We start from the raw sequence: 17,762 nt of genomic DNA on the forward strand, positions 1-17,762 counted from the left end.
GCCTATAGCTCAGCTGGTTAGAGCGCACGCCTGATAAGCGTGAGGTCGATGGTTCGAGTCCATTTAGGCCCACCATATATTATTCCGCAGTAGCTCAGTGGTAGAGCTATCGGCTGTTAACCGATCGGTCGTAGGTTCGATTCCTACCTGCGGAGCCATGGCCCGTTGGTCAAGTGGTTAAGACACCGCCCTTTCACGGCGGTAACACGGGTTCGAATCCCGTACGGGTCATAAAAAAAGAGTCAGCAATATGCTGACTCTTTTTTATTGTGCGTTCATTCTCCTTTATCAACTGATTTTCTTGAAATAAATAAAGGGATTTAGGAAAAGCTATGGTATGTATAAAAAGGAGGAGATACAAATGACACGAGTGAGAGACTTGATGAGCACTCATATTGTACAGTGTACACCGTTAGACAATGTATATGAAGCTGCTGTAAAGATGAAAGAAGAATCGATTGGATTGATCCCGGTTGTTGAAAATGAACAAGTTGTTGGTCTTGTTACGGACCGAGATTTAGTTGTTCGAGGGATTGCTGAAAAACATCCTGGATCTAATAAAATTACAAATGTAATGACAAAAAACATTGTTTCAGTTTCTCCAGATGATCCTATTGAAAAGGCTACAGAGTTAATGGCACAGTATCAAATTAGACGATTGCCAGTAGTTGAGAGTGGTCAACTCGTTGGGATGTTAGCACTAGGAGATTTAGCTATAAAAGAATCGGCAGATGATCAAGCGGGATTTGCTTTAAGTGAAATATCAGAGCATACGGAATGAAGTGAGACTTTAATTAGTGTAATACGTTACGTATAAAAATCAGATACATTATTCTAGTATATAGGGTTAAGCTAATATGTTAGCATGATGTATCTGAGCCATTATATAATAAGTATACAGTTAGTAATTTCGACAGTTTATTTAAATTTGTCATTCCTAATTATAAATAAGAGAAAAAATGATATACTGATAGATATAAGTATTATGATTGATTTCGAATATAACAATATTCATTGTTAATGATGTGATAATGGATTAATATTTCCTATGTAGATAAAAGGGAAGGGGAATTATATGAAGGCTGTACAGCGCGATCCAAATTGGAATTTGGTTACAGATACATATATAGAACCAAATAATTTCGCTGAATTATTTTCTTTGCTTGTACCTTGTCATCCAAAAGGTGAAGGGAAAGAACGAACTATATTAGTGTGGAAAGAAAAAGAATTTTATAAAGAAGAAAATTTAGCGGCATTTATCGTATATGGAATGAATAAAGCAAAGAATTTACCGCAATTTCATAAAGACGAAATTCCAACTTTAGTACGTATTCTTCGCTTATGCCAAGAAATTGGTTGGTATGAAGAAGCGAATACTTTTATGGTAACTCAAGGGCTAGCTGAGTTTGTTCATACTTCATTGGAATATGAAACGTGGGATCTTTTGACGCAGGCGGTTGCTTTAAACTATTTAATAATTAAATATCGTATTGGTGAATTAACTGATGGAGATGTAGAAATTTGGGATAGAGTTAAATTTAATGAGAAATGTATAACAGACTGTAAACATTTATTATCCCATAAAGAAGTATTAGAATTTACATTTTTTTATATGTGTAAGAGAGCTAAGTCACTATCAAAAGAGCAATTAAATAGTGATATGATGAGTTTAGCGATGTATTGTAATACTTTTGTTTATGACTTATATACATATGATTTATTACGAAAGTATCGTAAGTGTACAGACTTTCTATCATATTATGGACCTAGTCAAGCGGTGTTAGCTTGCCAAAGGGCTGTACTTTCTCAAATTTCAGATCGATTAGACCCACTCAAGACTACTCATGTAGATGATTATTTATATGTAATGAAAGATATGATGGAGCATATGACGATAGGGATAATGGATCGATATGATCATTTTATTGGAAAATTATTATCATATGTGCCATTTTTTGAAATGATCCAAGTTCCACAACATGCATATTATTGTGAAGAATTATTGTATATTTGTAAGGGCATTAAATATAAAGAAGAAATATTACGCAATTATATATTTATACAATTACATGACTGTTTACCATCTTTCTTTAAACTGTTTCTTAAAAATAAGCGTTATGCAACGATTCATGATATTCTGTTCTATTGGTGTGATGATGAACAAAGAATGAGCTTAGAGAAAAAATATAATCTTAGCTTTATTTATGAAAAATATGCTTGTGGATAAAGAGCACTTTCTATATAAATTAAAAAGGATCTCAATTGTGAGATCCTTTTTTTATTAGTAAAGCAAGGAGAATGTAATTAAGACGAGAAATAACATTCCATAAAGGAGAAATTGTGCCGTATAGCTTCCTTGTATACCAAAAAAAGTATTTGTTTTTTTATATAAATTCAATATATATTTTATCGGATTATCTTTGAAAGATTGGTACACAGTGTCTCCTCTTTCTAAGCTTCTTGTTCGTGTTTTTTGTTATTAGGGACATGAATGTATCTAGCTATGAATAATAAAACAGCCATAAAAAATACGGGAAATACGGTAGATAAATAAAAACCATTACTAATAATATTTGTTATTAAAGCACTTAATAGAAAAATGGCATTATAAATATGGGCAATTTTTTGTTTTAGTTGAACTTGAAAAGCTTCCATCATAATTTCTAAAGCAACAAAAGCAATGATAATAGATAAAAATACAGTATTTGTATTATAAATTACTAAGCAACAGATTAGGCCTAAAAAGGCTAAGTATTCAATTAAGAGAGGTATATTGATATTGCGTGGCATACAATTTACCTAACTAAATATGGCAGTGGGTTTACTGCATTTGTTTTTTCAAAATTCCATTCTCCATTGTGTAATTCAAAATGAAGATGTTGCCCGTATGAATGACCTGTGTTTCCCATATGACCTACTAATTGTCCAGCTTGTACTTGATCACCAGCTTGTACAGTGCGATCTTTCATGTGAGCATAGACTGTTGTATATAATTTCCCGTTTATTTGATGGGCGATGAACACAACATTGCCATAGCTAGCTGAATAATATGATTTCACGACTTTACCTGCCGCAGCAGCCTGGATAGAGACATTACCCTGAGCTGCGATATCTATACCATAATGCATTTGTTCCCAGCGCATATCAAATGTTGAGCTAATTTTTCCTTGAGTAGGGAATTTGAAAACGGCTGGAATGGAAGTAGGTTGAGTCGTTTGAGCTTGTGATTGCGTTTGATTTTGCACTACATAATGCTTTGCCACATATCCGTATCCTGTGCCAAAACGAATTTTATACCAAGTTCCTACAGTTTCCACTACTTGTAATTGTGTACCATTTTGTAATGAACCAAGTAGTGCACTACTTGTACTAGCGTTGCTACGCACATTAAGTTTAGGTGTTGCAACTGTGTATTTCGTATTATTTTGAACTGTGATGCCTTTTACTAAAGGCTGTGAACCATTAGATACGAATGCCTTTTGTACGTAACCTGTTTTGCCATTATGTAAAATTTTATACCATTCACCTTGTTCTTCTTGAATAGTAATGAATTTCCCATTTGGTAATACATCTAAAATTGAAGATTCTAAATTAGGTTCAGAACGAACGTTTAATGCATTGGCATTGACGATATATTGATTATTAGATTGAAGTTTGTTTTTTAGTAGAATAGAATCTTTTTGTACGTAACCTACTTTATTATTAACAGATACTTTATACCAGCCATTAGTTGTTTCAAGTATATTCACTTTCGTATTAAAGCGAATTGTATCAATTGATGAGCTATTTGCGTTATCTTTTGTATGTAAGGCTACTTGATCGACTTTGACATATCCAGTTTTCACATTAGATAATTGTTCAGCGTTGGCTGTTTGTACATTTGTTTCTCCCATAGAAGGAAGTAAAGAAGCAATTGCGACAGTAGTTGCTGTTAAAGCAGTAGCTTTCATATTCATATAATAGAGACCTCCTCTAGTTGTATAGTTGTAATTTTATTATAGTATAAAGATATAATATAGTGGGTGTATTCACATAAATGTAATATGAAATCAATATAAAAATAAATTTTTTGAGGATAATGATTCCTTTTTATCCAATTTATTGGGATAATAATTTCTAAGATAGAATATAAGTGTTATATGGTTTTGTTATTTTGTTGACAATTGAGAAAATTAAAACAGTTGATGATGTCTTATTACGGTGTTATACTGACAGTGATAATTTTATAGTTTGCTAGGAGAGCTGGTGTTGCCAGCTGAGAGTAAGACCTTAAGTCTTTGATCCTTTTTATTACCTGATCTAGATTATGCTAGCGTAGGGAAGCAATTCGGACACTAATAATGAGTCCCCGTTTCTTTGCGTATAGAAACGGGGCTTTTTTATTTGAAAATTTCATATTGAAACCACTAGGGGTGCTTGTTGTGCTGAGAGAGGAATAATCCTTAACCCTTACAGACCTGATCTAGATAATACTAGCGAAGGGAAGTGGAGCAACGAATAAATTATAATTTTATTTGCTGTAACCACTTCTTATTTAGAAGTGGTTTTTTATTTAGATATATAAATTGAAAGGGGATAGAGAAATGAAATTTTGCGATAGATTATTAGAAACTGTACAACCAGTTTGGGAGATGAGTCATAATCATCCATTTGTTGTAGGTATGGGGGATGGTACGTTAGAAAAAGATAAGTTTCAGTATTATATTATTCAAGATTATTTATACTTGTTAGATTATGCAAAGTTATATGCGATCGGTGTTGTAAAGGCAACAAATCCACAAGTTATGGGGAAATTTGCTGAACAGATTGATGGGATATTAAACGGAGAAATGACAATTCATAAACAGTATGCAAAAAGACTTGGAATTTCTATAGGGGAGATAGAGTCTGCAAAGCCATCTGCTAAAAATTTAGCTTATACAAATTACATGATGTCTGTATCTCAAAATGGCACACTTGCGGAATTAATAGCAGCACTTCTTCCATGTATGTGGAGCTACTGGGAGATTGGAAAGCGTTTAAATGATATTCCTGGAGCAAGAGATCATGAGTTCTTTGGTGAGTGGATTCAAGGCTATAGCTCTGAAGAATATGGCAACCTTTGTGTTTGGTTAATCGATTTATTAAATGAAATGGCAGTTGGAAAGTCTGAAAAAGAGCTAGATCGATTAGAGGAGATTTTCCTATATTCCAGTCGATTTGAATATTTATTCTGGGATATGTCCTACCGTAAGGAGATGTGGGGATTTGAGGAGCAAGAACATACTACAGTTTCATAATGTTTCTTTTCATTATGATGAGAAGCCAATCATTAATGAATTAAATGCTTCTATACAAGATAAAGAGTTTGTAAGCATTATCGGACCGAGTGGATGCGGGAAAAGTACTTTATTTCGCCTTATTACAGGTTTAGAAGAAGCGAGTACAGGACAGATAGAACTAACAGAAACAAAGAGCCATCCTGTAGGGTATATGCCCCAAAAAGATATGCTCCTGCCATGGAGAACGATTATTGAGAATGCGGCCCTGCCGCTAGAGTGCCAAGGTGTACAGAAGAAAGAAGCACAAATAAAGGCAAAGGAACTGTTACACAAATTTGGTTTACAAGGATATGAGACAAAATATCCGAAAGATTTATCTGGTGGTATGAGGCAACGCGTATCTTTCATTCGAACTTTATTAACAGGCGGAGAGATATTGCTCTTAGATGAACCGTTTAGCGCGTTGGATGCTTTAACGAAGGCATCTTTGCAGGAATGGTTGTTTGAACAATGGAAAGAGTGGGAAAAAACAATTTTATTTATCACTCATGATGTGGAAGAAGCATTGTTTCTTTCTAATCGAATTTTAGTGGTAGAGCAGCAACCGATAACTACTTTAACCGAGAGGATTGTACCGCTTGATCATAATCGGACAAGAAAAGATTTATATAAACCGGAAGTATTAGCGCTGAAAGATGAGCTTCTTAGTATGTTGCAAAGGCAGGTACTCGTATGATGAACCGGTTGAAGGAGCTATTACCTGCTCTTACACTTTCTAGTATTTTACTTGCTCTTTGGGAAGTAGGCGCAAGAATTGTAGATGAAATGTACATTTTACCGTCACCGTCTGCAATTGTAATGAAGATATGGAAACTAAAAGACATATTATTTATGGTTCATTTGCCAGCAACATTATATGTCGTTTTAATAGGGGTGGCTATTTCTATCGTACTTGGGGTAGGGCTAGCGATGTTAATGAATGCGAGTAATTGGATGGAGAGAGCATTTTATCCATTATTAGTTGCCTCACAAACGATTCCTATTACAGCGCTTGCTCCGCTTTTCGTTTTATGGTTTGGATATACGATCTGGAGTAAGGTTGTTGTTACGGTTTTAATTACGTTTTTCCCAATTGCAGTTAATACGTATGATGGACTGCGCAGTACGAAAAAAGAATGGGAAGAGCTTTTAGTTACGTATGGGGCAACGAAAAAAGATGTTTTTCTTAAATTAAAATTGCCGTCTGCACTTCCTTATTTTTTCTCAGCTTTAAAAATTGCAGTACCGCTTAGTGTAATTGGGGCGGCAATTGGTGAATGGCTCGGTGCACAAGCGGGGCTAGGATATTTCAGTAAGAGAATGATGACGCAATTAGACGGGGCAGGTGTATTTGCACCCATTGTATTGTTATCGTTATTAGCTATTTTCTTCGTCGTACTTATTTCGGTATTAGAAAAGAAATTCATTAGTTGGAGGAAGCATTCATGAAATTTTTAAAACGCATCTTTGTGCTTACATTATTAGTTGCAATGATTGCTGGATGTTCGAGTAATTCAGCATCAGATAAGAATAAAAAAGAGAAAGAAATAACGGTCATGCTTGATTGGTACCCAAATGCGGTACATAGCTTTATTTATGCGGCAATTGAAAAAGGTTACTTTAAAGAAGAAGGAGTAAAGGTAAATATTAAATTCCCTTCTAATCCGACTGACCCATTAACGTTAGCAGCTGCAGGAAAAGTAACAGTTGGCTTATATTATCAGCCAGATGTTGTCATGGCAAAAGCAAATGAACAAATTCCAGTGAAATCAATTGGAGCTGTCGTACGTTCACCATTAAATCATGTTGTATCGCTGAAGTCTGCAGGCATTCAATCGCCAAAAGATTTAGAGGGTAAAACAGTTGGGTATTCTGGAACACCTTTAAGTGAGATGTATTTAAAAACGATGGTAAAAGAAGCTGGTGGTAATCCAGATACAGTGAAAGTAGTCGATGTTGGTTTTGATTTAGTACCAGCATTAATTACGAAAAAAGTGGATGCGGTAACAGGAGCATATATTAACCACGAAGTACCTGTTATGCGTCATGAAGGTCATGAACCAGCATACTTTAATCCAGCAGATTATGGTGTACCGAATTATCATGAGCTCGTATTTGTAACAGGTGATAAAACATTGAAAAAAGATAAAGAAGCTTTGCAAGCTTTCTTGCGTGGTACGAAAAAAGGCTATGATTTTATGAAGAAAAACCCAGATGAAGCATTGAATATTTTATTAAATCATCAAGAAAAAGAAAACTTCCCACTTGTGCCAGAAGTTGAAAAGGAAAGTATGAAAATTTTATTAGAGAAGATGGAAACGAAAGATGAGCCATTTTTATCAGATTCAAAAGAGTCATGGGAGAAACAAAATAAATGGTTGAAAGATAAAGGAATGACGAAAGAAATCGTTCCGGCCGATGAGTTATTCGAAAACATTTTAAAGTAGGCGAATGAATATGAAAAATGAGCTTCATGTAATCTCAAATGGTCACATGTCATTCGAAGAGTTAGTGAATGTAGCGATGCAAATTGAAAGTGAAATTGATTATTTGCATATTCGTGAGCGTGAGAAAAGTACGAAGGAATTGTATGAAGGTGTGGAAAGTCTTTTGAAGAAGGGCTTTCCAGCATCGAAAATAGTGATAAATGATCGAATTGATATTGCTATTTTATTAAATATTCCGCGCGTGCAGCTAGGATATCGAAGCGCAGATGTAAGGTCAGTGAAAGAAAAGTTTTCTTATTTGCATGTCGGTTATTCTGTGCATTCTTTAGAAGAGGCGATTGATGCATTTAAGAATGGCGCGGATTCACTCGTCTATGGTCATGTATTTCCGACAGATTGTAAAAAAGGTGTGCCAGCGAGAGGGCTTGAAGAAATTTCAGACATTGCAAGGTGTTTATCCATACCGATTACAGCAATTGGAGGAATCACTCCGGAAAACACTGGAGATGTTCTTACTAACGGCGTCAGTGGTATTGCTGTTATGTCTGGGATTATAAGTAGTAGTAACCCGTATAGCAAAGCGAAATCTTATAAGGAATCAATAAGAAAGTGGGCGGAAAAACATGTGTAAGAAGTATGATGTAGCGATAATTGGCGGTGGTGTAATTGGTAGTTCAGTTGCACATTTTCTGGCAGAAAGAGGCCATAAAGTAGCGATTGTAGAGAAGCAACAGATTGCATCTGAAGCCTCGAAAGCAGCCGCTGGTTTACTTGGGGTGCAGGCAGAATGGGATGAATATGACCCGCTATTTGAACTTGCGAGAGAAAGCCGTGCTATATTTCCACAACTTGCAGAAGTTTTACGCGAAAAAACAGGCATCGATATTGGGTATGAAGAGAAAGGCATTTATCGCATTGCTCAAAATGAAGATGAGAAGGAAAGAATTCTTCACATTATGGATTGGCAGCAGAAAACCGGTGAAGATTCTTATTTCCTAGCGGGAGATCGTTTGCGAGAGAAAGAGCCGTATCTATCTGAGTCAATTATAGGGGCTGTATATTATCCGAAAGATGGTCATGTTATTGCACCAGAGCTTACGAAAGCATTCGCACATTCCGCATCATTCTCGGGTGCTGATATATATGAGCAAACAGAAGTATTTGATATCCGTATTGAAAATAATAAAGTGACTGGAATTGTGACAAGCGAAGGTATGATCACTTGCGAAAAAGTTGTTATTGCGGGTGGCTCATGGAGCACGAAGTTACTAGGTTATTTTCACCGCGAATGGGGTACATATCCAGTTAAAGGAGAAGTAGTAGCGGTCAGAAGTAGAAAACCACTTTTAAAGGCGCCTATTTTCCAAGAAAGATTTTACATTGCACCAAAGCGCGGCGGACGTTACGTAATTGGAGCAACGATGAAGCCCCGTACATTCAATAAAACTGTGCAACCAGAGAGTATTACTTCTATATTAGAGCGCGCGTATACAATATTGCCAGCATTAAAAGAAGCGGAATGGGAAAGCGCATGGGCAGGATTAAGACCACAGTCGAATCATGAAGCTCCTTATATGGGAGAGCATGAAGAAATAAAAGGTTTATATGCTTGCACAGGCCATTATCGAAACGGCATTTTATTAAGTCCTGTTTCTGGTCAATATATGGCTGATTTAATAGAAGGAAAGCAGGAGAATCACTTGCTAGATTCATTGCTTTCTAAAACAGTTTAGAAAGGGGATGAAAGTTTGAATTTAAAAATTAATGGTAATCAAATTGAAGTGCCAGAGAGTGTGAAAACAGTAGCTGAGCTACTTACACATTTAGAGTTAGATAACAGAATTGTTGTAGTAGAGCGTAATAAAGATATTTTACAAAAAGATGATCATACAGATACATCTGTTTTTGATGGAGACCAAATTGAGATTGTAACTTTCGTAGGAGGCGGTTGATTATGTTAAACATTGGACCATTTTCATTTCATTCTAGACTTTTATTAGGAACAGGAAAATTCCCTGATTTTGATGTGCAGCAAAAGGCAATTGATGTATCTGAGGCAGAAATTTTAACGTTCGCAGTACGTCGTATGGATATATTTGATGCAAAGCAGCCTAATTTATTAGAGAGACTTGATGTAAAAAAATATACGTTATTACCGAATACAGCCGGAGCAAAAAATGCTGAAGAAGCTGTTCGTATTGCAAAATTAGCAAAAGCTTCAGGGCTTTGCGACATGATAAAGGTAGAAGTTATTGGTGATGATAGAACGTTATTACCTGATCCGGTAGAGACGTTAAAGGCATCTGAAATGTTACTAGAAGAAGGATTTATCGTACTTCCGTACACATCTGATGATGTTGTATTAGCACGTAAATTACAAGAACTTGGCGTGCATGCGATTATGCCAGGAGCATCTCCAATTGGATCAGGACTTGGTATTGTAAATCCATTGAATTTGAGCTTTATTATTGAACAAGCGACAGTACCAGTTATCGTTGATGCTGGTATCGGTAGCCCGGCTGATGCGGCATTTGCGATGGAATTAGGAGCAGATGGTGTGTTATTAAATACAGCTGTATCAGGAGCAAAAGATCCTATTAAAATGGCACAAGCAATGAAATTAAGTATTGAGGCAGGCCGTTTAGGCTTTGAAGCAGGTCGTATTGCACGTAAACGTTGTGCAACAGCAAGTAGTCCTTTAGAAGGAATGAGCGTAGTTGAATAATCGATATTCTCGCCAAGAACTATTTTCTCCAATTGGAGAAGAAGGACAGCAAAAGATAAGGGAAAAGCATGTGCTCATTATCGGTGCAGGCGCACTAGGTAGTGCAAATGCAGAAATGTTTGTAAGAGCTGGTGTTGGCACAGTAACGATTGTTGACCGGGATTATGTCGATTGGAGTAATTTACAAAGGCAGCAATTGTATGCAGAGAGTGATGTGGAAAATAATCTTCCGAAAGCTGTAGCAGCGAAGAAGCGTCTAGAAGAGATTAATAGTGAAGTAAGAGTAGAAGCGCTCGTTCAAGATGTAACAGCTGAGGAGTTAGAAGAACTCGTTACAAACGTTGATGTAATGATTGATGCAACTGATAATTTCGAAACGCGTTTCATTGTGAATGATATGGCACAAAAATATTCTATTCCATGGATTTACGGAGCATGTGTAGGGAGTTACGGTCTTTCTTACACAATCCTTCCTAGTAAAACGCCATGTTTATCTTGTTTATTACAATCGATTCCGCTTGGCGGAGCGACATGTGATACAGCGGGGATTATATCACCTGCTGTATCTCTCGTCGTTTCTCATCAAGTAACGGAAGCTCTTAAACTGTTAGTGGAAGATTACGAATCACTTCGAGATGGACTTGTATCGTTTGATGTATGGAAGAATGAATATTCATGTATGAATGTGCAAAAGCTTCGTAAACATAATTGCCCTTCGTGCGGAGAGAATGCATTATATCCTTATTTAAACAAAGAAAATACATCGAAAACAGCAGTTTTATGCGGGAGAAATACAGTTCAAATTAGACCACCTCATAAAGAGGAAATAGATTTTGAACGATACAAAGAGCTGCTGCATGATCGTGTGAATGATTTAAATGTAAATCCATATTTATTATCATTTTCTGTGGAAGAAAAGAGATTAGTTGCTTTTAAAGATGGTCGTGTACTTGTACATGGAACGAAAGATATAAGTGAAGCAAAAACAGTTTATCATCGTTATTTTGGATAGAAAAGGATGAGTGGGATGAAAGTAAATAAAGCTTTAACAATTGCAGGATCTGATAGTGGCGGCGGTGCCGGCATTCAAGCAGATTTAAAAACATTCCAAGAGCTTGGTGTGTATGGGATGACGGCTATTACGGCAATTACTGCTCAAAACACGCTTGGCGTTCAAGGGGTATATCCAGTTTCGTTAGAAGGTATTACGGAACAGTTGAATTCAATTGGTACGGATTTAACACCAGATGCTGTGAAATTAGGAATGTTATTTAGCAGCGAAATTATTCAAATTGTAGCAGAACAGATTAAGAAGTTTGGCTGGAATAATATTGTGCTAGATCCCGTTATGATTGCAAAAGGCGGTGCATCATTATTACAGCAAGAAGCAGTTCAAGCATTAAAAGAATATTTATTACCAGTAGCAACAGTTGTAACGCCGAATGTTCCTGAGGCAGAAGTGTTAACGGGGCTAGAAATTCATAACGTTGAAGATAGTAAAGAGGCTGCAAAAGTACTGCATGAATTAGGTGCGAAATATGTACTTATGAAGGGCGGACATGCAGAATATCAAGGTAATGAAGTAATTGATTTACTCTTTGATGGAGAAGAGTTTATCGAATTTAGAAGTGAACGAATTCCTTCAAAGCAAACGCATGGAAGCGGGTGTACATTTGCTTCAGCGGTTACAGCTGGACTTGCGAAAGGATACTCAATTGAAGAGGCAGTTCAAGAAGCAAAACAATTTATTAGTATAGCAATTGAAGAGCCGCTACATATTGGAAGTGGTCATGGACCGACGAATCATTTTGCATATAAATTGAATAAAGCACATGTATAAGTAGACAAAAGTCAGTTGTATAACTGGCTTTTTTTTCTGTTTACTTTTTCTAGATACAAGAGTAATATATCAGCCAGAATATATTTTTTGTAATATACGCTGAGTCCAATTATATGGAGCGGAGGAACCAATTTGTGCAGTGTCACTAGGGGTGAATCTTTCAATTTTGAAAGTAGGGCTACTCTCAAAGTCCGAATCCGACAGCTAACTTCGTAAGCGTCTTGAGAGAGGACGGTGCCATGATGGATACATCACTTCATCGATCTGATTAGTATAGGGGAATATCAATCTATGTTTGAGTTCTTTTATGCTAAGGAGGATGAGGTACATGGAACTAACACTTATTTGTGTTGGAGAAGAAAGCAAGGTAAATAGTTTAATAGATTTAGTAGCGTTTCAACATGAGTTAATTATTTTTACCGCAAATGAAGAGATAGCGGCTGAAGTGAGGAATTGTGGGTTTGATTGGACGTATAGCTGTAGTAAGGAGCAGGATTTTGCTAGTGTTTGTGAGTGTATTAAGAAGGTGATTTTACTAGGGGATGAGCTTCCAATTATTAGCTTCTTTACAGAACACATTCGCTTTTCTTTTCAAGCACCTATTACTGTTGTTACAAGGAATAAACGATACCCAGCGAGGCTCTATGAAACAATTGGAGCTACATTTGTCGTGTTTACGAATTGTGATAATATTTCTTTTTTATTTTTTGAATAGGGCGGGGGAGAAGAAGATGAAGGTGTTGTTACTAGGAGATATAGCGAATCGTTGGGCGGTATCGGTAGAGCGAGTTCAAGAATTGGTGGTACTTGATCCTATTTTTCCAAGGCCCTATATCATATTGCCATCGAAAGACGCTTTATATTTAAAAACAGATGTTATCGAATATGAGCAGCTACATGCAGAATTGTCACAAGTTTATATTCGCGGGAGAAATTTACGTGCTTTTTTACGAGGAGAATAAATAGTGAATAAAAATAGAGCGAATGCTAAGTGCAACAAGCTATGCACTTCATGTCATTCGCTCTTTTTATTTCGTATTTAAAAGATCATTTCTATGAAAAAGTAAGAAAAGACGAGAAAATAGATGGAATAATATTAATAATACTCAATGTAAGCGTTTAAATAGATAGATATTTTCTTATTTTCAGTAATTTAGCTCTTTACAAGTGAAATATAGAGGAGTATATTTACTCTCATAAATCATTCATAAAATTTCCAAAAAAACCTAAAATCGCTGAGTTCCAGAAATGGAGCGGGGGAACCAATTTTGTGCATCGTCACTTGGGGTGAATCTTTCAGTTTTGAAAGTAGGGCTACTCTTTAGGCCCGAATCCGACAGCTAACCTCGTAAGCGTTTAGAGAGGAGGTTTACTTTTTGTTGTTCATTTTTTGAACACTGAGTAGAGCTCAGTGTTCTTTTTTAATATTTTAATGGTAAATTTTTATAGAAAGGTGAGAGGGTAGCTATGTTAGATGTTGTAATGATCGGAATTTTTGTTGTGTTAGTCGCATCGATGGCAAGTCTTGCAAGTTGGTCAGATAAAGTTGTGAAAGAAGGGAAGCAATCATGATGATTGTTTTATCAGTTATTGTTGCAGCAATTACGGTGTACTTAGTGTATGCATTATTAAATCCGGAAAAGTTTTAATTAGGGGGAGTCATTCATTATGATCTGGGTTGCAGTCGTTATTACAATGCTATTGTTTATTCTTGTGGCAAAGCCAACGGGAATTTATTTAGAGAAAGCCTTTCAAGGTAGTAAAAAGCTAGATAAAGTATTCGGGCCTTTTGAAAAACTTATTTTTAAAATTACGGGTGTAAAAGAATATAATCAAACGTGGAAACAGTACGCATTATCATTAGTTTTATTAAATGGATTTATGATTGTTGTCGTATATTTCATTTTCAGACTACAAGGAGTATTGCCATTAAATCCAGCACACATTGAAGGAATGGAGCCTACGCTCGCTTTTAATACAGCAATTAGTTTTATGGCTGATACGAACTTACAGCATTATAGCGGTGAAAATGGTTTATCTTATTTATCACAATTAATCGGAATTACATTCTTAATGTTTGCAGCACCGGCAACGACGTTAGCGCTCGTTATGGCATTTATAAGAGGGCTAGCTGGAAAAGAACTCGGTAACTTTTTCGTTGATTTTACGAGAGCATTAACGAGAGTGTTTCTTCCTATCGCATTTATGGCGGCACTAGTCTTTGTCGCACTTGGTGTACCACAAACGTTAGACGGGGCAGTTACGGCGCAAACGATTGATGGCGCGAAACAAAGTATTTTACGCGGGCCAGTTGCATCATTCGTGTCCATTAAGGAACTTGGAAATAACGGCGGTGGATTTTTCGGAGCCAACTCTACGCATCCTTTCGAAAATCCAGGGCAAATGAGTAATATTTTGCAAATGATGCTTATGATGTTGTTGCCAACAGCACTTCCATTTACGTACGGACGAATGGTAGGAAATAAAAAACAAGGTCGCATCCTTTTCGTTTCACTATTCATGGTGTTTTTACTAGGATTTATAACAATTACGACATCTGAATTAAACGGGAATCCAGCTTTAAATGGAATGGGTATCGAACATGTACAAGGAAGTACAGAAGGAAAAGAAGTAAGGTTCGGAACAGTATTTTCTTCACTATACGCAACAGTAACGACAGCTGCTGAAACCGGAGCGGTGAATACGATGCATGATACGTTAACACCAATTGGTGGGTTAGTACCACTCGTAAATATGATGTTAAACACAGTATACGGCGGCGTTGGAGCAGGCTTTGTGAACATTATTATGTATGCGATTATCGCAGTTTTTATATCAGGATTGATGGTTGGACGGACACCGGAGTTTTTAGGTAAGAAAATTGAAGGGAAGGAAATGAAATTAATTGCGGTAACGATACTATTTCATCCACTGCTTATTTTAGGATTTTCAGCATTAGCTCTTTCAACAAGTTTAGGAACGGATGCTATTTCTCATTCCGGTTTCCACGGTTTGACGCAAGTAGTATATGAATATACATCGTCAGCTGCGAATAACGGATCTGGATTTGAAGGATTAGCGGATAATACACCGTTTTGGAATATTACAACTGGTTTAGTTATGTTTTTAGGACGCTATTTCAGTTTAATTACGATGCTAGCTGTTGCAGCTTCATTGAAAGAAAAGACGGTTGTACCAGAAACAGTCGGAACGTTCCGTACGGATAATAGTTTATTTGGCGGCATTTTCATCGGAACAATTGTAATTGTCGGTGCATTAACATTCTTCCCAATGTTGGTACTCGGTCCAATTGCAGAATTTCTTACATTGAAGTAATGGAGGGTAAATGATGAGACCGGTAGTAGTAAAAGAAAAAAGAGTAAATGAGTCGCAAATACATGTTGTAGAAGAGGAAGTTAGACAAGCGAAAACAATGGATCGTGATATCGTGACACATGCGATGAAACAGTCCTTTGCGAAATTGAATCCAAAAGTCATGATAAAGAATCCGATTATGTTTGTTGTAGAAATTGGATTTATCATTACGTTCATTTTATCGTTTCTTCCAAGTCATTCTAGTAGTGTACCAGGATGGTTTAATATAACAGTTTCTTTCATTCTCTTATTTACAGTTTTATTTGCTAATTTTGCAGAAGCATTAGCGGAAGGACGGGGGAAAGCGCAAGCCGATTCTTTAAAACATTCGAAGAAAGATGTGTTTGCCAATGTTGTAAAAGAAAATGGGAACATTGTTCAAGTTTCAGCAACGGATCTGAGAAAAGGTGATGTTGTTATTGTAAAACAAGGAGAAATGATTCCAAGTGATGGGGAAGTCATAAAAGGATTAGCATCTGTTGATGAATCTGCGATTACAGGGGAATCAGCTCCTGTAATAAAAGAAGCTGGCGGTGATTTTTGTTCCGTAACAGGCGGTACGATGGTTGTAAGTGATGAGATTACGATTATCATTACGAGTAATCCTGGTGAATCATTTATTGATAAAATGATCTCTTTAGTAGAAGGGGCTGCTCGTCAAAAAACACCGAATGAAATTGCTTTAAATACAGTATTAACGAGTTTAACGCTTATTTTCTTAATCGTTGTTGTGACGCTGCCGATTTTCACAAATTATTTAGGGTTTCAAATTGATACAGCTGTACTTGTAGCATTGTTAGTTTGTTTAATTCCAACGACAATTGGTGGATTATTATCAGCGATTGGTATTGCCGGGATGGACCGTGTGACAAAGTTTAATGTGTTAGCAATGTCGGGTAAAGCAGTAGAAGCTGCTGGCGATATTAATACAATTATTTTAGATAAAACGGGTACGATTACTTTCGGGAACAGAATGGCTCATACATTATTACCTGTAGGAAATGAAACGATTGAGCAAGTTGGAAAGTGGGCTGCGATTAGCTCAGTTTTAGATGAAACACCAGAAGGTCGATCTGTTATCGAGTATGTGCAAGCGAAATCTATATCATATAATAGAGAACTTGCGGAACAAGGTGAGTTTGTTCCATTTAAAGCAGAAACGAGAATGAGTGGTGTTGATTTACAGGACGGAACGAAAGTGAGAAAAGGTGCTGTCGGTAGCGTGATTGAATGGGTTCAGTCACAAGGTGGAACAATTCCGAAAGATGTAAATCAAAAAGCAGATTTCATTTCAAAAGAGGGCGGAACACCACTTGTAGTTGCAGTGAATAATCGTATTTACGGTTTAATCTATTTAAAAGATACAGTAAAACCTGGTATGCGTGAACGTTTTGAACAGTTGCGTCAAATGGGGATTAAAACGGTTATGTGTACAGGGGATAACCCATTAACAGCAGCAACCATTGCAAAAGAAGCAGGAGTAGATGAGTTTGTTGCTGAGTGCAAACCAGAAGATAAAATTGCAGTTATTAAAGCAGAGCAAGATAAAGGGAAACTCGTAGCGATGACAGGTGATGGTACAAATGATGCGCCGGCATTAGCACAGGCTGATGTTGGATTAGCGATGAATAGTGGTACAACAGCTGCGAAAGAAGCAGCCAATATGATTGATTTAGATTCGAACCCGACAAAAATTATTGAGGTTGTAGGAATCGGTAAGCAATTGTTAATGACACGTGGTGCGTTAACGACGTTTAGTATTGCAAATGATATAGCGAAATATTTTGCAATCATTCCAGCAATGTTTACACTTGCGATTCCGCAAATGGAAGCATTGAACATTATGAAACTAACATCACCACTGTCAGCGATTTTATCAGCATTACTATTTAATGCAGTTATTATTCCATTACTCATTCCATTGGCGATGAAAGGTATCGCATATAAACCGATGAGTTCGAATGCACTACTTGGCCGAAATCTACTTATTTATGGGCTTGGTGGAGTGATTGTACCGTTCATTGGAATTAAAGTAATTGATATGATTGTCGGCTTGTTCATATAAGGAAGAGGGG

The 17,762-nt window shown here is 36.6% G+C and carries 20 protein-coding genes, 2 tRNA genes and 4 riboswitches; of the genes, 20 read left to right on the forward strand and 2 right to left on the reverse strand.

Going from position 1 to position 17,762, the window contains the following annotated elements; translation table 11 throughout:
- Nucleotides 1-83: 83 nt before the first annotated feature.
- From PDQ33_RS20500 to PDQ33_RS20515, 4 genes are all read left to right on the forward strand, one after another.
- Nucleotides 84-158, forward strand: a tRNA-Asn gene (locus tag PDQ33_RS20500).
- Nucleotide 159: 1 nt separating this feature from the next.
- Nucleotides 160-231 (forward strand) — tRNA-Glu (locus PDQ33_RS20505).
- A gap of 130 nt (nucleotides 232-361) precedes the next feature.
- Nucleotides 362-781, forward strand: coding sequence for a CBS domain-containing protein (locus PDQ33_RS20510; RefSeq protein WP_000199015.1), 420 nt, complete (start codon nucleotides 362-364; stop codon nucleotides 779-781).
- Between the two features lie 294 nt (nucleotides 782-1,075).
- On the forward strand, nucleotides 1,076-2,227 hold the full coding sequence (locus tag PDQ33_RS20515; RefSeq protein WP_000648924.1) for a DUF3965 domain-containing protein: 1,152 nt from the start codon (nucleotides 1,076-1,078) through the stop codon (nucleotides 2,225-2,227).
- Nucleotides 2,228-2,451: 224 nt separating this feature from the next.
- Here the strand turns inward: PDQ33_RS20515 and PDQ33_RS20520 are convergent, their stop codons facing one another.
- Together PDQ33_RS20520 and PDQ33_RS20525 are read right to left on the reverse strand one after the other, a co-directional pair.
- Nucleotides 2,452-2,790, reverse strand: coding sequence for a hypothetical protein (locus PDQ33_RS20520; RefSeq protein WP_001137811.1), 339 nt, complete (start codon nucleotides 2,788-2,790; stop codon nucleotides 2,452-2,454).
- Between the two features lie 5 nt (nucleotides 2,791-2,795).
- Nucleotides 2,796-3,956, reverse strand: a complete 1,161-nt coding sequence (locus PDQ33_RS20525; RefSeq protein ID WP_001056053.1) for an SH3 domain-containing protein — start codon at nucleotides 3,954-3,956, stop codon at nucleotides 2,796-2,798.
- Between the two features lie 269 nt (nucleotides 3,957-4,225).
- A riboswitch (TPP riboswitch) is annotated at nucleotides 4,226-4,338 on the forward strand.
- Between the two features lie 60 nt (nucleotides 4,339-4,398).
- Nucleotides 4,399-4,501, forward strand: a riboswitch (TPP riboswitch).
- Nucleotides 4,502-4,583: 82 nt separating this feature from the next.
- On the opposite strand from PDQ33_RS20525, the gene tenA reads away from it, so the two are divergent.
- The 16 genes from tenA to kdpB all read left to right on the forward strand — a co-directional run bounded on the left by tenA (nucleotide 4,584) and on the right by kdpB (nucleotide 17,752).
- Nucleotides 4,584-5,279 carry a thiaminase II gene (gene tenA / locus PDQ33_RS20530; protein WP_076872658.1) on the forward strand — a complete coding sequence of 232 codons (696 nt, stop codon included), beginning with the start codon at nucleotides 4,584-4,586 and terminating at the stop codon, nucleotides 5,277-5,279.
- Nucleotides 5,248-5,997, forward strand: coding sequence for an ABC transporter ATP-binding protein (locus PDQ33_RS20535; RefSeq protein ID WP_001256806.1), 750 nt, complete (start codon nucleotides 5,248-5,250; stop codon nucleotides 5,995-5,997). The genes tenA and PDQ33_RS20535 overlap by 32 nt, the downstream gene beginning before the upstream one ends.
- Nucleotides 5,997-6,749, forward strand: a complete 753-nt coding sequence (locus PDQ33_RS20540; protein WP_002027054.1) for an ABC transporter permease — start codon at nucleotides 5,997-5,999, stop codon at nucleotides 6,747-6,749. Before PDQ33_RS20535 ends, PDQ33_RS20540 begins: the two co-directional genes overlap by 1 nt.
- Nucleotides 6,746-7,747 (forward strand): ABC transporter substrate-binding protein, encoded by a 1,002-nt coding sequence (locus tag PDQ33_RS20545; RefSeq protein ID WP_000670443.1) that lies wholly within the window; start codon nucleotides 6,746-6,748, stop codon nucleotides 7,745-7,747. The genes PDQ33_RS20540 and PDQ33_RS20545 overlap by 4 nt, the downstream gene beginning before the upstream one ends.
- A gap of 10 nt (nucleotides 7,748-7,757) precedes the next feature.
- Nucleotides 7,758-8,378 (forward strand): thiazole tautomerase TenI, encoded by a 621-nt coding sequence (gene tenI, locus PDQ33_RS20550; RefSeq protein WP_000787181.1) that lies wholly within the window; start codon nucleotides 7,758-7,760, stop codon nucleotides 8,376-8,378.
- On the forward strand, nucleotides 8,371-9,480 hold the full coding sequence (thiO, locus tag PDQ33_RS20555; protein ID WP_000335190.1) for a glycine oxidase ThiO: 1,110 nt from the start codon (nucleotides 8,371-8,373) through the stop codon (nucleotides 9,478-9,480). Before tenI ends, thiO begins: the two co-directional genes overlap by 8 nt.
- A 15-nt stretch (nucleotides 9,481-9,495) precedes the next feature.
- Nucleotides 9,496-9,699 (forward strand): sulfur carrier protein ThiS, encoded by a 204-nt coding sequence (thiS, locus tag PDQ33_RS20560; RefSeq protein WP_001049505.1) that lies wholly within the window; start codon nucleotides 9,496-9,498, stop codon nucleotides 9,697-9,699.
- A gap of 2 nt (nucleotides 9,700-9,701) precedes the next feature.
- Complete coding sequence (gene thiG, locus PDQ33_RS20565; protein WP_000931988.1) at nucleotides 9,702-10,472, forward strand: thiazole synthase; 771 nt, start codon at nucleotides 9,702-9,704, stop codon at nucleotides 10,470-10,472.
- On the forward strand, nucleotides 10,465-11,484 hold the full coding sequence (gene thiF / locus PDQ33_RS20570) for a thiazole biosynthesis adenylyltransferase ThiF (RefSeq protein ID WP_001065434.1): 1,020 nt from the start codon (nucleotides 10,465-10,467) through the stop codon (nucleotides 11,482-11,484). The genes thiG and thiF overlap by 8 nt, the downstream gene beginning before the upstream one ends.
- Before the next feature lie 6 nt (nucleotides 11,485-11,490).
- Nucleotides 11,491-12,312, forward strand: a complete 822-nt coding sequence (gene thiD / locus PDQ33_RS20575; RefSeq protein ID WP_142243833.1) for a bifunctional hydroxymethylpyrimidine kinase/phosphomethylpyrimidine kinase — start codon at nucleotides 11,491-11,493, stop codon at nucleotides 12,310-12,312.
- An 87-nt stretch (nucleotides 12,313-12,399) separates the two neighbouring features.
- Nucleotides 12,400-12,547: riboswitch (cyclic di-AMP (ydaO/yuaA leader) on the forward strand.
- 93 nt (nucleotides 12,548-12,640) lie between these two features.
- Nucleotides 12,641-13,027 (forward strand): hypothetical protein, encoded by a 387-nt coding sequence (locus PDQ33_RS20580; protein WP_000424071.1) that lies wholly within the window; start codon nucleotides 12,641-12,643, stop codon nucleotides 13,025-13,027.
- A gap of 16 nt (nucleotides 13,028-13,043) precedes the next feature.
- Nucleotides 13,044-13,274, forward strand: a complete 231-nt coding sequence (locus PDQ33_RS20585; RefSeq protein WP_000866315.1) for a hypothetical protein — start codon at nucleotides 13,044-13,046, stop codon at nucleotides 13,272-13,274.
- A gap of 261 nt (nucleotides 13,275-13,535) precedes the next feature.
- Nucleotides 13,536-13,681, forward strand: a riboswitch (cyclic di-AMP (ydaO/yuaA leader).
- Nucleotides 13,682-13,779: 98 nt separating this feature from the next.
- Nucleotides 13,780-13,884: a SipW-dependent-type signal peptide-containing protein gene (locus PDQ33_RS20590; protein ID WP_000887889.1), complete on the forward strand. Its 105-nt coding sequence runs from the start codon at nucleotides 13,780-13,782 to the stop codon at nucleotides 13,882-13,884.
- A complete protein-coding gene (kdpF, locus tag PDQ33_RS20595; protein WP_223153441.1) occupies nucleotides 13,884-13,961 on the forward strand; it encodes a K(+)-transporting ATPase subunit F in 78 nt (25 codons plus the stop codon). Before PDQ33_RS20590 ends, kdpF begins: the two co-directional genes overlap by 1 nt.
- Nucleotides 13,962-13,980: 19 nt before the next feature.
- Entirely contained in the window at nucleotides 13,981-15,648 is a 1,668-nt protein-coding gene (kdpA, locus tag PDQ33_RS20600; RefSeq protein ID WP_000638353.1) for a potassium-transporting ATPase subunit KdpA, read from the forward strand.
- A gap of 13 nt (nucleotides 15,649-15,661) precedes the next feature.
- Nucleotides 15,662-17,752 (forward strand): potassium-transporting ATPase subunit KdpB, encoded by a 2,091-nt coding sequence (gene kdpB, locus PDQ33_RS20605; RefSeq protein WP_001248031.1) that lies wholly within the window; start codon nucleotides 15,662-15,664, stop codon nucleotides 17,750-17,752.
- Nucleotides 17,753-17,762: the final 10 nt, after the last annotated feature.

It is taken from the genome of Bacillus cereus group sp. Bc031 (genome assembly GCF_027716265.1).
Taxonomy (GTDB): Bacteria; Bacillota; Bacilli; order Bacillales; family Bacillaceae_G; genus Bacillus_A; species Bacillus_A paranthracis.